The organism is Pigmentiphaga soli, from assembly GCF_039541095.1.
Classification (GTDB): domain Bacteria; phylum Pseudomonadota; class Gammaproteobacteria; order Burkholderiales; family Burkholderiaceae_B; genus Pigmentiphaga; species Pigmentiphaga soli.
Genome location: NZ_BAABFO010000036.1, coordinates 13,237 through 28,438, shown reverse-complemented (window position 1 = coordinate 28,438; position 15,202 = coordinate 13,237). Strand labels below are relative to the sequence as shown.

Genomic DNA, 15,202 nt, shown 5'->3' with positions numbered 1-15,202 from the left:
AACGCGGGCGTTTTTCGTTGCGGGATCGGGTGTCATGCCGTAACACCGGGGCAGCGCTGTAACAGGGCACCACGCAGCGCAAGGGAAATGCGCCGCGTCATATACCTGCCATTACAAATGAAAAACGCGGCGGCTTGCCAAGGCCAGGGCGGGGGCATAGCTTTTACATACGCGCTTTGCCGGCTGGCATTTTTTCAAAACGAATATGGCCGGTGCGCGCCCTAGCCAAGGAGAATAAGCATGAGCTTTCGCAATCTGATCGTCGCAGGCATCATCGGCACTTCGGCCATCGCACTGGCCGGCTGCGAATCCACCCGCAACCACGAATCGGCCGGCGAATATACCAGCGACGCCGCCATCACCGCCAAGGTCAAGGCGGCCTACGTCAGCGACAAGACGGTCAGCGCCACCGACGTCAACGTCGAAACCTATCGCGGCACGGTCCAACTGTCGGGCTTCGTCGACAATTCCGCCCAGATCAGCCGGGCGGTGGAAATCGCGCGCAATATCGAAGGCGTCAAGAGCGTCAAGAACGACCTGCGGCTGAAGAGCTCGCGCTGACCGGCCCGGGGCGGCTTCAGCCCGGCCGCCCCATCAGCGCGCGGATGCGCTGTTCGATCGGCGGGTGCGAGGCGAACAGCGCCGTCACGGCGTTGCCGCCGGCGATGCCCGAGGCCTCGAAGGTCTTCGGCAGATCGCCTGCTTCCAGCCCGCCCAGGCGCATCAGCGCGCGCACCATCGGTTCGCGCGAGCCCAGCAGATGGGCCGAGCCGGCATCGGCGCGGAACTCGCGCTGGCGCGAGAACCAGGCCACGATCAGCGAGGCCAGGATGCCGAAAACCAGTTCACAGACGATCACGGTGGCGAAGTAGCCGATGCCGCCGCCGCGCTCGTTCTTCAGGATCGCGCGGTCGACGAACGAACCGACGATGCGGGCCAGGAACACCACGAAGGTGTTGACCACGCCCTGGATCAGCGTGAGGGTGACCATGTCGCCATTGGCGATGTGGGCCACTTCGTGCCCCAGCACCGCGGAAACCTCTTCCTCGGTCATGCTCTGCAACAGCCCGGTGGACACCGCCACCAGCGCGTCGTTCTTGAACGCCCCGGTGGCGAAGGCGTTGGGCGCGCCTTCGTAGATGGCCACTTCCGGCCGGCCGATGCCGGCGCGGTCGGCCAGTTGATGCACCGTGTCGACCAGCCATTGCTCGCGCGGGCCGCCGGGGGCGTTCGGGTCGATCACGCGGGCGCCGGTGCTCATCTTGGCCATCGACTTGCTCATCAGCAAGGAAATGATGGAGCCGGTGAACCCGACCACCACCGAGAACACGGCCAGGGTCGGGATGTCGAGCCCGTTGGCCGTCAGGAAACGGTTGGCGCCGAGGATGTTCAAGGTCGCCGTCAGCACCAGCATGACGGCGAGGTTGGTCATCAGGAAAAGAACGATGCGTTTCATGGGGTTCAGGAGCTCCGAAAACCTTCTATGGTTGTATTGGCCTGGCAGGGAGCCGGTCCGCGCGCCAGCCGTCGCCGCCCCGCGCGGCGACGGTGTGACGGCTGCGAAACGGTAGAGTTCCGGAAGCGGCGCCGCAGCGCGCCGCATCCGGGCCATGTCCATTTCCCGGCCAAGGTCATATGGTAGCGTTGACCGCCCCCTTCAAGGGCCGATGACGGTGACGCGGTTGCAGCAAAATGCCGGCAGGTTCACACTCGAACCTTGTCGTCGCACCGCCTGCCGCCATGCCGATCAAGCTGTCCGTCCTCGATCTGAGCCCGATTCCCTCCGGCCACACCGCCACCGACGCCCTGGCCAACAGCGTGGACCTGGCCGGCCAGGCCGAGCGCCTGGGCTACCACCGCTACTGGCTGGCCGAACACCACAGCACCGCCATGCTGGCCTGCTCGGCGCCCGAACTGCTGATCTGCCGCATCGCCGCGGTCACCGCCACGCTGCGGGTCGGCTCGGGCGGCGTCATGCTGCCCAATCACAGCCCGCTCAAGGTGGCGGAGAACTTCCGGGTGCTGGAGTCGATGTTCCCGGGCCGCATCGATCTGGGCCTGGGCCGCGCGCCCGGCACCGACCCGGTCACCGCCAGCGCGCTGCGCCGCGGCGCGCCCGACGATTTCCTGCAGCAGCTGGCCGATCTTGTCGGCTACCTGAAAGACGCCATGCCGGCCGACCATCCCCACGCGCGCGTGCGCGCCACGCCGGTCGGCACCCCCTGCCCGCCCATCTGGATCCTGGGCTCCAGCACCTACGGCGCGCAGGTGGCCGCGGCCAACGGCTTCGGCTTCGCCTATGCGCACCACATCGTGCCGGAGAACGTCCATGCCGCGATGCGCATCTACCGCGAAAACTTCCGCGCCTCGGCCTTCAACCAGGAACCGCGCGCCATCCTGGCCGTGTCGGCCATCTGCGCCCCCGATGCCGGCGAGGCCGAACGGCTGGCCGCCACCGCCGACCTGGCTATGATGCGCACGCGCAGCGGCAAGGTGCGCCTGCCGCTGCCCACGGTGGAAGAAGCCCTTGCCTACCGCTACGAACCGGCCGAGGAGTCCCTGCGCCAGTACAACCGGACCCGCATCCACATCGGCAGCCCCGACATGCTGCGCGACGAACTGGGCGAACTGGCGCGCCAGACGCAGGCCGACGAACTGGTCGTCACGTCCATGATCCACAGCCACGCGGCGCGGGTCCGCAGCTACGCGCTGCTGGCCGAGGCGCTGGGAGGCTGACCCCGCCTTTCCCCTTCCCTCGTCGCATGAAGGATCCAACCATGCAGCTTTCCGGAAAATCCGCCATCGTCACCGGCGCCGCCAGCGGCATCGGCAAGGAAATCGCCCATACCCTGGCCGCCGCCGGCGCCGCGGTGGCGATCGCCGACATCAACCAGCAGGCCGCCAAGGCCGCCGCCGACGACATCAACGCCCACGGCGGCCGCGCGATCGGCATCGCGGTCGACGTTACCGACGAGGCAGCGGTCGAGGCCGGCACCCAGCACGTGGCCGATACCTTCGGCAGCGTCGACATCCTGGTGTCCAACGCCGGCATCCAGGTGGTCAACCCGATCGACCAGTTCGCCTACGCCGACTGGAAACGCGTGCTAGCCATCCACCTGGACGGCGCCTTCCTCACCACCAAGGCGGCGCTCAGGCACATGTACAAAGACGACCGCGGCGGCATCGTGATCTACACCGGCTCGGTGCACTCGCACGAGGCCTCGCCGCTGAAATCGGCCTACGTCACCGCCAAGCACGGGCTGCTGGGGCTGGCGCGCGTGCTGGCCAAAGAAGGCGCCCGGCACAACGTGCGCTCGCACGTAGTCTGCCCCGGCTTCGTGCGCACCCCGCTGGTGGAAAAACAGATCCCGGAACAGGCCAAGGAACTCGGCATCAGCGAGGAAGACGTGGTCAAGAAAGTCATGCTGGGCGACACGGTCGACGGCGAATTCACCACGGTGGGCGACGTCGCCCAGACCGTGCTGTTCCTGGCCACCTTCCCGACCGCCGCGCTGACCGGACAATCGTTCGTGGTCAGCCACGGCTGGTTCATGCAGTAGGCGGGCCCATGGCAGCACTCCCCCGGCCGGTCCGCCCCGGCAAGCGGGTACATGCAGACTACCCCACCATCGCGCTGGTGCTGCAGGGCGGCGGCGCCCTCGGCTCGTACCAGGGCGGCGTCTACGAAGGGCTGGCCGAGGCCGGCATCCACCCCAACTGGATCGCCGGCATTTCGATCGGCGCGATCAACGCCGCCATCATCGCCGGCAACAGGCCGGCCGACCGCGTGGACCGCCTGCGGGCGTTCTGGCAGCACATCTGCCAGCCGCCGGTGCTGCCCACGGCGCCGATCGACCTGCTGCGCGACACGCTGGCCTACCTGCCGCCGCCGGCCGCCACGGTGGCCAGCGCCTGGGAGGCCTGGCGCGCGGTGCTCGAAGGCCAGAACGGTTTTTTCGTGCCGCGCGTGCCGTCGCTGCTGTCGAGCTTCGAACACAGCCCAGATACCGCCAGCTTCTACGACACCGCGCCGCTGCGGCGCACGCTGGAGGAATACGTCGACTTCGACCGCATCAACGCGGCCGAAACAAGGGTCTCGATCGGCGCGGTCAATGTGCGCACCGGCAACTTCGCCTATTTCGACAACACCCAGCAGCCGCTGGGGCCGGAGCACTTCATGGCCTCGGGCGCGCTGCCGCCCGGCTTCGCGCCGATCCCGATCGACGGCGAGTACTACTGGGACGGCGGCATCGTTTCCAACACGCCGCTCTACCATATCCTGCAATCGCATCCCAGCCCGCATTCGCTGATCTTCCAGGTCGACCTGTGGAGCGCCATCGGGCTGGTGCCGGGCAACCTGAGCGAAGTCGCGATCCGGCAAAAAGACATCCAGTACTCAAGTCGTACTAGAATGGTCACGGATTACATGCGGCAGATGCAGGAATACCGCACGCTGCTGCGCGAGCTGCTGCAGCGCGTGCCCGCCGCCAGGCGCGCCGCCGACCCGCTGGTGCGCAAGGCCGAGGAACTCGCCAGCGACCGCCGGATCAACGTCCTGCACCTGATCTACCGCGGCAAGAAGTGCGAGGAGCCCTACAAGGACTACCAGTTCGGGCGCCTCGGCATGGAAGAACGCTGGGCCGGCGGCCTGTCCGACCTGCGCCGCACCCTGTCCCACGCCGAGTGGCTCGACCTGCCGGGCCCCGACCAACCCTTCGTGACGCACGACGTCCACCGGATCATGCCCACCGTCGAATAGGAGGTGCTCAAGCGCCCATGGATCTCATCTTCACCCTGCTCGACCTTGCCGGCTACGTCGCCCTGCTGCTGTGGGGCGTCCACATGGTGCAGACCGGCATCCAGCGCGCCTTCGGCCCCCGGCTGCGCGCGTCGCTGGGCGTGGCGCTGGCCAACCGCGGCTATGCCTTCCTGGCCGGGCTGGGGGTGACGGCGATCCTGCAGAGCAGCACCGCCACCGGGCTGATGATCGCGGGTTTCGCCGGCAGCGGGCTGGTCGGGCTGGTGCCGGCGCTGGCCGCGATGCTGGGCGCCAACGTCGGCACCACGCTGATCGTGCAGGTGCTGTCGTTCGACGTGACGATATGGGCGCCGATCCTGGTGCTGGCCGGCGTGCTGATGTTCCGCCGCAGCAATGCCACCCACACGCGCGACCTCGGCCGGGTCGGCATCGGGCTCGGGCTGCTGCTGCTGTCGCTGCACCTGCTGCTGGGCCAGCTCGAACCGTACCGCGAGCTGCCGGCGCTGCGCGCCGTGCTGGGAGCGCTGTCCGACCAGCCGGTGCTGGCGGTGCTGCTGGCGGCCGCGCTGGCCTGGGCCGCGCACTCCAGCGTGGCGGTGGTGGTGCTGGTGATGTCGTTCGCCGCGCAGGGCATCGTGCCGCCCGACACCGCCTTTGCGCTGGTGCTGGGCGCCAACCTGGGCACCGCGATCAATCCCATGCTGGAAGGCGCGGCGCGCCAGGATCCGCTCGCGCGCCGGCTGCCGCTGGGCAACTTCATGAACCGCGCGCTGGGCGTGGCGGTGGGCCTGCTGGCGCTGCGCTACGTGCAGCCGCTGATGACCCAACTGGCCGACGGCGACAATGCGCGCGCCGTGGCCAACTTCCACACGCTGTTCAACCTGGCCCTGGCGCTGATCTTCATGCCGGTGCTGCGGCCGTATTCGCGGCTGCTGCAACGCCTGCTGCCGCCCAATCCCGACCGTCCCGATCCCGGCCAGCCGCGCTATCTTGACGACGCCGCGCGCGAACTGCCGGTGGTCGCGCTCGGCAACGCGGCGCGCGAGGCCCTGCGCATGGCCGACACGCTCCAGACCATGCTGCAGAACACCCGCGCCGCGTTCGACCGCGGCGACCGCAAGCGGATCGCCGAAACGCGCCAGCTCGACGACGTGCTCGACAAGCTGAACGCCGCGATCAAGACCTACGTGTCCAGCCTCGACGCCGACGAGCTCACCGAAGACGACCGCAAGCGCTCGGGCGAAATCCTGACCTTCATCACCAACCTGGAGCATGCCGGCGACGTGCTGGTCACCAACCTGCTGGCGCACATCGGCAAGCAGATCAAGCGCGGCCTGTCGTTCTCGCCCGCCGGACGGCGCGAGATGACCGAGATGCTCGACCGCCTGGGCGCCAACCTGAAGCTGGCGGCGTCACTGTTCATGACCGACGATCCGCGCGCCGCGCGCCTGCTCGGGGCCGAGAAAGACGTGTTCCGGCGCCTGGAGATCGACGCCACGCGGGCCCACTTCGACCGCCTGCGCGCGCACCGGCTCGACTCCACCGAAACCAGCGCGCTGCACCTCGACATCCTGCGCGACCTGCGGCGCATCAACACCCACCTGGTGGCCGCAGCCGCCTACCCGGTGCTGGAAGACCACGGCGAACTGCTCACCACGCGCGTGCGGCCCGCCACCGAATCGGGCGCCTCGCCCGCGCATTAGTCCGCCGACTGCGGCACGCCGGCACGCAAGCCGGCCCGGCGCCCCTTCAGTGCTCGTGCACCAGCAGCGTCACCGCATAGATGACGAACACGCCGGCCGCCACCAGCGCGAACTGCGGCAGGCTTTCGGCCAGGCTGGAGCGCCGGTGCATCTGCGGCACCAGGTCGGCCAGCGCGATGTAGATGAAGCTGCTGGCGGCCACCACCAGCACGTAGGGCAGCCAGGCCTGCAGCTGGGCCAGCACGAAATAGCCCACCACGCCGCCCAGCATCGCCATCATGCTGGCCATCACGTTGAAGGTCAGCGCCCGCCGGCGGGTGAAGCCGGCATTGACCAGCACGACGAAATCGCCCAGCTCCTGCGGCACCTCGTGCACCGCGATCGACAGCGCGGTCATCATGCCCAGCCGGTGGTCCACCAGGAAGGAGGCGGCAATCAGCATGCCGTCGCAGAAATTATGCAGGCCGTCGCCCACCAGTACCGCCAGCCCGCCGCGGCCGGCCTCGTGCGCGTCGTGTCCGGCCGGATGCCCGTGGCCGTCGTGTTCGTGGTGATGGTTGTGCCGCAGCAGGGCCAGCTTCTCTAGCATGAAGAACGCCAACAGGCCGGCCAGCAACAGGCTGAACAGGACCGACGGCGAAACGCCCGATTCGAACGCTTCGGGCAGCGTATGCAGCAGCGCGACCGACAACAGCACGCCGACCGAAAAACTCACCAGCTGGTGGAGGAAACGCGCGAAATAGCGGTAGGCCAGCCAGCCGGCGACCAGCGCCGATACGACGCCGCTCACCAGCGTGGCGAGCAAGATGAGGGGAAGGGTCACGAAGAAACACGCAACTCGGTGGCGAAAGCGGGAGTATACGGGAGTTCGGATACGGCAGGCCCGACCGGGCGGGCGCACTGCGACCGCGGCTGCGCGCCTTCAGGCGCCGGCCTTGCCGGCCGGCTCCGTCCCGATCGCCTGCATCAGCCGCGCGGTGCGGAACAGCCGTTCGCGGCGCAGCGTGTCCACCAGCGGCTCCTCGCGTCCCAGCGCCCGGGCGTAATCGGTCGCGCCGGCCAGCCGCGGCGCGATCCGCGCCGGCCCGGCCTGCAGCCAGTCGGCCAGCTGGCGGTCGGGATCCCAGGCGGCCAGCCCCTGGCGCCTGAGCTCGGCGCGGTCGAAGTCCTTCAGATTCCAGGTCAGCACCCGCACCAGCGGCGTGGCCGGCCCCGGCGCCCGCGCGCGGCTGGCCAGGCCGGCGGCGATCACATGCCAGTCTTTCGGATCGCTGTAGCGCAGGCCCGCCTCGTAGGCCGACAGGTCGCCCGGATCGGCGCCGGCGAAGCGGCTGCACATCGATGCCCATTCGGCGTCGAGCTCGGCCGCCGGCCGGCCCCAGATGCGCGCGGCGTTGCGCCGCCATTCCTCGCCGATGCGGGCGCTCCAGACCGGCGCGAACCAGCCGTCGCCGGCCAGGTCGAGCAACAGCGGCCGCACGATGGACGACATCAGCACGCAGGCGTCGAGCACCAGGAACAGCGGCGCGTCCTTCAACGCAGATACCGGCCGAACCAGTCCAGCGCGTGCTTCCAGCCATCCATGGCCGCCTCGCGCCGGTAGCTCGGCCGGTAGTCGGCGTGGAAGGCATGGCCGGCCTCGCGGTAGACGATGAAGGAGGACGCCTTGGCCGCGGCCGGGCCGGAAGCCAGCGCGTCTTTCATCGTGTTGATGGAGGTCAGCGGGATGCCGGCGTCCTGGCCGCCGTACAGGCCCAGCACCGGGCCCTTGAGCTGGCCGGCGATGTCGACGGGGTTGGTGGGGTGCAGCGGGTCGGTGTCGCCCACCAGCCGGCCATACCACGCCACCCCGGCCTTCACGGCGGGATTGTGGGCGGCATAGAGCCAGACGATCCGGCCGCCCCAGCAGAAGCCGTTGATGCCGATGCGGGCACGGCTGCCGCCATTGGCCGCGGCCCAGCGCGCGGCGGCGTCGAGATCGCCCAGCACCTGGCCGTCGGGCACCTTGGCCACCAGCTCGGTCATCAGCCGCCCGGTGTCCTGGTAGCGCGACGGGTCGCCCTGCCGCGCGTACAGCTCGGGCGCGACGGCCAGGTAGCCGGCCTTGGCGAAGCGCCGGCAGACATCCTTGATGTATTCGTGCACGCCGAATACTTCCTGCACCACCAGGATCACCGGCAGCCCCGTCTTGCCGGCCGGCGCCGCCCGGTAGGCCGGGATCTCGCCGTCGGCCACCGGAATCTTGACTTCGCCGGCCACCAGGCCGTCGCTGTCGGTGTGGATGGCGGTCTGGGCGGCCACCGGGCCGGCGGCCAGCGTGAACCCGCCGGCCAGCGTGGTGACGATGAAGCCGCGGCGGTCGAGCTTCAGCGGCGGCAGCAAGCTGTCGAACTCGGTCTTGATGTTTTGCATGGGAACCCTCGCGCGAGACGTCTGATACGCTCAGCCCGGCGGCGGCTCCACCACGTTGCGCCCCCGCTCCTTGGCCCGGGCCAAGGCTTGCGCAGCGCGTTCCAGCGCGTCGTCCAGGTCTGCAGCGGCCTGTGCCACGCCGATCGATACGGTGATCTGCGTCGCCAGGGCGCCGCGCAGCGCGAACTGGCGGCCCGAGACCTGGTAGCGCAGCCGCTCGCAGGCCGCCGTGACCTCGGCCAGGCGGCCGGGGATCAGCGCGGCGTAGCGATCGCCCGTCAGGCGCGCCAGCGTGTCGAGCGCCGGCATGGCCTGGCGGACCAGATCGGCCAGCTGCCGCAGGATAGCATCGCCGGCCGTTCTTCCCAATGTCCGGTTCATGCGGTCGAAGCGGTCGATGTCGATCAGCGCCAGGCACAGCGGCTCGCCTTCCTGCGCGGCGGCCGACAGCCGCGCCGGGTAGATGCCCTGCAGCCAGCGCCGGTTGTGCAGGCCGGTCAGCGCGTCGTGGGTGGCCATGAAATCCATCGATTCGACGCGCTTGACCGAATCGATGCGCAGGTTCGACGCGCGCAGCCGCGCGCTCAGCAGATCCAGCAGGTTCAGCGCGATGCGCGGCACGGTTTCCATCAGCGCGCGCAGCTGCGCGGCGTCGAACGCCACCAGCCGCGCCGGCCACTGCGCCGTCACGTAGGTGGTGCCGCCGCCGCTGCCCACCACCGCGTGCTCGCCGATGCAGTCGCCGGGCACGAAGCGCGCCAGCTGCTGCTGCATGGCGGCGTCGCGGAACGCCGCCAGCTGGCCCGCGGCGATCACGTAGACGTGGCCGTTGGGTTCGCCCGGCTGCAACAGGAAGGCGCCCAGCGGCAGATGGCGCACGAAGCCGAACGCGTAGGCGCGTTCGCGCTGCTCGTCGCTGCACCCGGTGAACAGGGCGCAGCCGGCCAGCACGCGCTTGTCGTCGTCGGCAAGCGAGCCCGGGACACCGTCTGCAGGCAGGTGGGAAGGGAGTAGGCGCATGGCGTGATTATCGGCATGGCCGGCGGCAAGTTTAGTTTCCTCCGGACCGCCGGCGGCCCGGCAGCCGGCGTCTGCGCGCCCGCGGCCCTACAGTCTCGAAAACGGCGACCGATAACCGGTACATGAGCCCGACTCGTCCCTTTATTCCTTCCACCACGCCGCCCTCCCGCGCCGGCGGGCGCCGGCTGTGCGCGGCGGCGGCGCTGCTGCTGCCGGCGCTGCTGAGCGGCTGCGACTACGTCGGCCTGCAATCGGTCGCCCAGATCGAGGCCCGCAAAGAGGCCGAGGGCAAAGCCATCGGCGGCGCCTGCCGCCAGGCGGGCCGCGCGCTTGAAGACTGCTTCGCCTTCAACCCCCAGGTTTCCAAGGCGTCGATCTTTTCCGGCTGGCGCGAAATGAACGACTACATGACGCAGAACAATTTGGGCGTGGTCCATCCGGAGGTCGTGCCCGCGCTGCCGGCCAGCCGCGCCCGGCCGGCCCCGTCGGCAGCCGTCGACGATCCGCTGCCCCGGACGATGGCGCGGCCGGCCACGCTGCCGCTGCGCTAGGAACGGCGGCCGGTCCGGCTACGCAACCCCGGCCTCGCAATCCCGGCCGGGCGCCGCAGCGCTGCCGGCGGCGGCCCGGCCCGCGCCCGGCCGCGCTGGCGCACAATACGCCCTTGCCTTTTCGCCGTCGATCGCCATGCCTCGCCGCTTTGCCTGCCTGTCCGCCGTCCTCTGCGCTTGCGTCCTGCTGGAAGGCTGCCCGTCGGGCGGCCGCGACGCGCCGGCCGCGCCCGACACGCCGGCCCTGTACGACGCCGAACTGCTCTATGCCGATTACCGGGAAAACCCCGGCGCCGCCGACCGCCGCTATGCCGGCCGCGTCTTCACCGTGACCGGCCGCATGCAGCGCGTCGTGCCCGCAGCCGGCGGCGCCGTGGAAATGGACCTGAAGGCGGCGGACCCCGCCGCGCCGGTGCGCGCACAGCTGGCCCCGATGCAGGCCTGCGCGGCGGGCACGCCATGTGCGGCGGCCGACGCCGTCGCGCCGCTGATGCGGGGCGCCAAGGTCTACCTGCGCTGCACCGGCGGCGGGCCTGGCGCCCGCGTGCCGACGCTGCTCGACTGCGTGCTGGCGGATCCGCCGGCGCGCAAGGCCGGCTGAGCGCCGCCCGCGACCGGCGCCATCGATGCCGGTAAGATGGCGGCTTCGATCCAGACCAACGCAACCAACGCGAATCCACCATGAACGAGACAGCTCTCATCAACGCGCAGGAACACCTCAAGGGACAGATCACGGCCGTGCAGAATGTGCTGAGCATGCTGATCGTGGCCCACCCCAATTCGGAACAGCTCAAGAGCGTCATCCAGACGATCTCGCAACAGGTGGCGCCCACGCTCGACCAGGCCCACCCGGAATTCAAGAAAGGCTGGCTCGCCGTGATCGCCAACGTGTGCCAGACCGAGGAAGGCGGCGCGCCCGGTACCGGCGCCCAGCACTGAGCCCCGTCCAACGCCACCCGCCAGGAGCCGACATGAGCCGCCAACTCGCCGATGCCGCCGAAATCCGCCGCGCCGTCCAGGAAGCCGTGGATGCCCTGCCAGAAATCAAGGTCGACGGCGAACGCGTCGAAGTATGGGAACCGCGCCGGCATGCCCCTGATGATCAAGGATGCAACTGGAGCATCGACGGATATGACGGTCCCGACGTCTATGAACCGCTGGTGGCGGAATGCACAGCGCTAGTGCGCGCTCGCTATAACCTGAGGGACTGAAGGGTCCGGCGCCGCCACGCGCGGCTGCCGGTGGCGGGAAGCCGGGACGGCAACGGCGGTCAGCGCCGCGGGGCCTGGCTGTCGTCGTCGCAGTACTGCGCCACCAGGCGCAGCAATTCCCTGCTGTCGACCGGTTTCGACAGGAAGGCGTCGAACCCGTATTTGATCGCGATCGCGCGATCGTATTGCGCGGTGCGGCCCGTCACCGCGATCAGCGCGATCGGCTCGAGATTGGGCGCAACGCGGATCGTGGCGGCGATTTCCAGCCCGTTCGGGGCCGGCATGTCGATGTCGAGGATGGCCACGCGGGGCCGCCAGTCCAATACCGTGCGCAGCGCTTCCCGGCCCGAATACGCCGTTCTCACGTCGTAGTGGTCGCTGCACATCTCCGCTAGCGCATCGGCGGCGTTGGCGTAGTCGTCGGCTATCAAGAGTTTGCACGGGACCTTGGTCGCCATGAGATTCCTTGTTGTTGTGCCCCCGCGCGGAAAGCGGTGCGGCGGGCCGGCGCCGCACCGCGCCGGCCCGCGCTACCGATGGGGAACGCCTTCCACGGGAAATTCCAGTCGGGCAACGCTTACTCCCCCAGCGTTACCGTTCCAGGAAACTGCGCCTGGAGGAAATCGACCGCGGCCGCCTGCGCTTCGGCGGCACTCGCGTAGATCTTGTCGTCCTGCAGCAGCGGGAAACCGATGACGCGCACTCGCATGAGGTAGCCGTCCGGGACCTGCGCGACATCGATCTCGAAATTGCGCTCGTCGACCCACCCGGTGGCCTGCCGCTTCCAGTCCTCCATGCCGGTACCCTCATGCTCCTGCGTTGACACAAGTTTACCGAATGGTAATGGACGGATTGCGCGCCAGATTGAAACGACGCTTAACGGTAAGCGCGAATGGGCGAAAAAAAGGAAAAATTTTCCCGGACGGGAGGAGAAGGCGGCGCAGGCCGGCAGATGCGGATAAGGAATGCGGGGAAGGATGCCGGGAAGGATGCGGGGAAAGGATGCGGGCCCCTGCCGCTGCGAAGGGCGGCGCACCGCGACCGTGGGCCGCGGTGCCATGTTCGCGCGGCTACGGGTGCGAGTGCCGGGCCACGGAAGGGTCGGCCTTCGTCTTGGCGTCGGCCTGAGGCTCGGTCTTTGCCCCCCGGCCGCCCATCAGTATGCAGGCCTTGATCAACAGGTACATGAAACCGATCGTCGCCGCGATGACTGCGGCGAAGGTGAGCGCTACTTCCATCTCGAGTCTCCTGTGGGAGTTGGAAGGCCCAGTCTAGGCCTGGGCGCGATGGAAGCGGCTTACCGATCGGACAGGTCCGCCCAGGGGTGACAGCGGGATGTCATTACCATCCGGAAAGGCGGCCGCAATGCGCCCACACAGGCGGCTGGTATGATGCGCCGCTCGAGCCGCGGTCCGAATTGCGACGTTTTTTTCCGAGAATGGGCAAGAAGAAAACCGAACCACGCATTGGCATGAAAGAAGTGGCGCGCCTGGCGGGCGTATCCACCATGACGGTATCGCGCGCCCTCACCAGTCCCGGGCGCCTGTCGGAGCAGACGCTGCGGCGGGTGCGCGAGGTGATCGACCGCATCGGCTACGTGCCGAACCGCGTGGCGGGCAACCTGTCTTCGGACCGCACCACCCTGGTCGCGCTGATCGTGCCCAATCTGCGCAACGCGATCCTGGCCGAGACGATCAAGGGCATCAACGACGTCCTGTTCAAGCACGACTTCCAGCTGATGATCTCGGACTGCGCCAACTCTCCGGTGATCGAGGAAAAGCTGGTCCGCACCTATCTCGCGCAGCAGGTGTGCGGCATCATCCTGCACAACACCATGCACACGCCGGGCACCAAGACCGTGCTGCGCGCCGCCGGCATCCCCTGCGTGGAAACCGGCAACCTGATCGCGTCGCCGCTCGACATGATCGTCAGCTACTCCAACAGCGCCGCCGGCAGCGCGATGGCGCGCCACTTCGCCGAGCGCGGCTACCGCCGGCCCGGCCTGATCACGCTGAAGATCCGCGACCGCGAACGTATCCGCGCCGCGCGCCGCGGCTTCCTGGCCGGCCTGCGCACGGCCGGCCTGTCGATCGACCGCAACGCCATCCTGGAAGTCGACGCCGGCCTGGAAAGCGCGGGCAAGGGCATGGCGCAATTGCTGGAAGCGGCGCCCCGCACCGACGCGGTCTACCTGGTGGGCGACGTGCTGGCCGCCGGCGCGCTGTTCGAATGCCAGCGCCGCGGGCTGCGCGTGCCGGACGACATCGCGCTGGCCTCCTCCGACGACAGCGAATGGCTGGCCAACCTGATCCCGGCCATGACCACCGTGCGCTATCCCCGCTACGAGATCGGCGTGCAGGCCGCGCAGGCCATCGTCGACAGCGCGCTCGGCCGCCGCCACCCGCTGCGGCTCGACCTGGGGTTCGAGATCCTGCAGCGCCAGAGCACCTGAACCGCCGCCCGCGCGGTTTGACCGCGCCATTCCACGGGAGTACTATGTTCTCGATAACATCGAGATTGCCCAGCAAGAGCGCCCCGAAATGTTATCGATAACCATCTCAGGCTGGAACAGGAAACAAGTCATGAGCACAGCGATAGCATCATCCGCGGCCCGCGAACACGCCCCTTGGGAAGACGTGTTCTCGGTCACTCCGCTTACCCCCGTTTTCGGCGGCCGGGTCGAGGGCATCGACCTCACCGGGCCGCTGTCGCCCCACACCATCGCCGCCATCGACGCGGCCATGGACGAGTACGCCGTGCTGGTCTTCCCCGGCCAGCGCTTCGACGACGAAACGCAGTTCGCCTTCGGCGGCCGCTTCGGCAAGATCGAAGGCGTTTCCACCGCGGTCGACCAGGAACGCCTGCGCCTGGCCAACAAGCAGATCAACGACATCTCCAACGTTGGCCGCGACGGCAAGCTGCTGCCCGCGGGCGACCGCCGGCGCATGTACAACCTCGGCAACCTGCTGTGGCACAGCGACAGCAGCTTCAAGGCCGTCCCTGCCCGCTATTCGATGCTGCACGCCCGCGTGGTGCCGCCCGAAGGCGGCGAGACCGAATTCGCCGACATGCGCGCCGCGTGGGATGCGCTGCCGGAGAAGACCAAGCTGAAGATCCGCGACCTGGTCTGCGACCACTCGGTGATCTACTCGCGCCAGCAGCTGGGCTTCGAAGCGTTCTCGCCCGAAGAGGCCGAGCGCAGCAAGCCCATGCCGCAGCGCCTGGTGCGCCAGCACGAAACGTCGGGCCGGATCTCGCTGTTCCTGTCGGCCCACATCGGCACCATCCACGGCTGGCCGCGGCCGGAGGCCCTGGCGCTGATCCGCGAACTGACCGAGTTCGCCACCCAGCCCAGATTCGTCTACACCCATCGCTGGTCGGTGGGCGACCTGGTCATCTGGGACAACCGCAGCACCATGCACCGCGGCCGCCCCTACGAAGATCAGGTCCATCCGCGCGAACTGCGGCGGGTGACGATCGAAGGGGTGGCTTCCACGCTGGACCAGCCCGTGAAGTTCGATTGAAGGCAGCCGCCCGCGCGGGCCG

Annotated in this window: 19 protein-coding genes; 11 read left to right on the top strand and 8 right to left on the bottom strand. The window is 68.9% G+C overall.

Features of this window, described 5'->3' with window-relative positions; translation table 11 throughout:
- The first annotated feature begins 240 nt into the window (after positions 1 to 240).
- Entirely contained in the window at positions 241 to 561 is a 321-nt protein-coding gene (locus ABD927_RS23120; RefSeq protein ID WP_345252248.1) for a BON domain-containing protein, read from the top strand.
- A 16-nt stretch (positions 562 to 577) separates the two neighbouring features.
- Here the strand turns inward: ABD927_RS23120 and htpX are convergent, their stop codons facing one another.
- Complete coding sequence (htpX, locus tag ABD927_RS23115; RefSeq protein WP_345252247.1) at positions 578 to 1,456, bottom strand: protease HtpX; 879 nt, start codon at positions 1,454 to 1,456, stop codon at positions 578 to 580.
- A 284-nt stretch (positions 1,457 to 1,740) separates the two neighbouring features.
- On the opposite strand from htpX, the gene ABD927_RS23110 reads away from it, so the two are divergent.
- From ABD927_RS23110 to ABD927_RS23095, 4 genes are read left to right on the top strand one after another with little or no spacing between them, the layout of a single operon-like run.
- Positions 1,741 to 2,736, top strand: a complete 996-nt coding sequence (locus tag ABD927_RS23110; protein WP_345252246.1) for an LLM class flavin-dependent oxidoreductase — start codon at positions 1,741 to 1,743, stop codon at positions 2,734 to 2,736.
- 41 nt (positions 2,737 to 2,777) lie between these two features.
- Positions 2,778 to 3,560 (top strand): 3-hydroxybutyrate dehydrogenase, encoded by a 783-nt coding sequence (locus tag ABD927_RS23105; protein WP_345252245.1) that lies wholly within the window; start codon positions 2,778 to 2,780, stop codon positions 3,558 to 3,560.
- Positions 3,561 to 3,568: 8 nt separating this feature from the next.
- A complete protein-coding gene (locus tag ABD927_RS23100) occupies positions 3,569 to 4,759 on the top strand; it encodes a DUF3734 domain-containing protein (protein ID WP_345252244.1) in 1,191 nt (396 codons plus the stop codon).
- Between the two features lie 17 nt (positions 4,760 to 4,776).
- Positions 4,777 to 6,462 (top strand): Na/Pi cotransporter family protein, encoded by a 1,686-nt coding sequence (locus ABD927_RS23095; RefSeq protein WP_345252243.1) that lies wholly within the window; start codon positions 4,777 to 4,779, stop codon positions 6,460 to 6,462.
- 46 nt (positions 6,463 to 6,508) lie between these two features.
- Here the strand turns inward: ABD927_RS23095 and ABD927_RS23090 are convergent, their stop codons facing one another.
- The 4 genes from ABD927_RS23090 to ABD927_RS23075 form a co-directional block, all read right to left on the bottom strand.
- Entirely contained in the window at positions 6,509 to 7,285 is a 777-nt protein-coding gene (locus ABD927_RS23090; RefSeq protein ID WP_345252242.1) for a ZIP family metal transporter, read from the bottom strand.
- Between the two features lie 99 nt (positions 7,286 to 7,384).
- Positions 7,385 to 7,954, bottom strand: coding sequence for a PIN domain-containing protein (locus ABD927_RS23085; protein WP_425570351.1), 570 nt, complete (start codon positions 7,952 to 7,954; stop codon positions 7,385 to 7,387).
- 41 nt (positions 7,955 to 7,995) lie between these two features.
- Positions 7,996 to 8,874 carry a dienelactone hydrolase family protein gene (locus ABD927_RS23080; RefSeq protein ID WP_345252240.1) on the bottom strand — a complete coding sequence of 293 codons (879 nt, stop codon included), beginning with the start codon at positions 8,872 to 8,874 and terminating at the stop codon, positions 7,996 to 7,998.
- 30 nt (positions 8,875 to 8,904) lie between these two features.
- A complete protein-coding gene (locus ABD927_RS23075; RefSeq protein WP_345252239.1) occupies positions 8,905 to 9,894 on the bottom strand; it encodes a GGDEF domain-containing protein in 990 nt (329 codons plus the stop codon).
- 122 nt (positions 9,895 to 10,016) lie between these two features.
- Between ABD927_RS23075 and ABD927_RS23070 the strand changes: the two genes are divergently transcribed.
- The 4 genes from ABD927_RS23070 (at position 10,017) to ABD927_RS23055 (ending at position 11,656) form a co-directional block, all read left to right on the top strand.
- Positions 10,017 to 10,445, top strand: a complete 429-nt coding sequence (locus ABD927_RS23070) for a hypothetical protein (protein ID WP_345252238.1) — start codon at positions 10,017 to 10,019, stop codon at positions 10,443 to 10,445.
- A gap of 136 nt (positions 10,446 to 10,581) precedes the next feature.
- Positions 10,582 to 11,046 (top strand): OB-fold protein, encoded by a 465-nt coding sequence (locus ABD927_RS23065; protein WP_345252237.1) that lies wholly within the window; start codon positions 10,582 to 10,584, stop codon positions 11,044 to 11,046.
- A gap of 80 nt (positions 11,047 to 11,126) precedes the next feature.
- Positions 11,127 to 11,384: a hypothetical protein gene (locus ABD927_RS23060; protein WP_345252236.1), complete on the top strand. Its 258-nt coding sequence runs from the start codon at positions 11,127 to 11,129 to the stop codon at positions 11,382 to 11,384.
- A gap of 32 nt (positions 11,385 to 11,416) precedes the next feature.
- Entirely contained in the window at positions 11,417 to 11,656 is a 240-nt protein-coding gene (locus ABD927_RS23055; protein WP_345252235.1) for a hypothetical protein, read from the top strand.
- Positions 11,657 to 11,715: 59 nt separating this feature from the next.
- Here ABD927_RS23055 and ABD927_RS23050 read toward each other — a convergent pair whose 3' ends face one another.
- The 3 genes from ABD927_RS23050 to ABD927_RS23040 form a co-directional block, all read right to left on the bottom strand.
- Positions 11,716 to 12,114 carry a response regulator gene (locus ABD927_RS23050; RefSeq protein WP_345252234.1) on the bottom strand — a complete coding sequence of 133 codons (399 nt, stop codon included), beginning with the start codon at positions 12,112 to 12,114 and terminating at the stop codon, positions 11,716 to 11,718.
- Between the two features lie 119 nt (positions 12,115 to 12,233).
- Complete coding sequence (locus tag ABD927_RS23045) at positions 12,234 to 12,452, bottom strand: hypothetical protein (RefSeq protein WP_345252233.1); 219 nt, start codon at positions 12,450 to 12,452, stop codon at positions 12,234 to 12,236.
- 274 nt (positions 12,453 to 12,726) lie between these two features.
- On the bottom strand, positions 12,727 to 12,894 hold the full coding sequence (locus tag ABD927_RS23040; RefSeq protein WP_345252232.1) for a hypothetical protein: 168 nt from the start codon (positions 12,892 to 12,894) through the stop codon (positions 12,727 to 12,729).
- Positions 12,895 to 13,127: 233 nt separating this feature from the next.
- Between ABD927_RS23040 and ABD927_RS23035 the strand changes: the two genes are divergently transcribed.
- Together ABD927_RS23035 and ABD927_RS23030 are read left to right on the top strand one after the other, a co-directional pair.
- Positions 13,128 to 14,108, top strand: coding sequence for a LacI family DNA-binding transcriptional regulator (locus tag ABD927_RS23035; protein WP_345252231.1), 981 nt, complete (start codon positions 13,128 to 13,130; stop codon positions 14,106 to 14,108).
- A 130-nt stretch (positions 14,109 to 14,238) separates the two neighbouring features.
- A complete protein-coding gene (locus ABD927_RS23030) occupies positions 14,239 to 15,180 on the top strand; it encodes a TauD/TfdA dioxygenase family protein (RefSeq protein WP_345252230.1) in 942 nt (313 codons plus the stop codon).
- Positions 15,181 to 15,202: the final 22 nt, after the last annotated feature.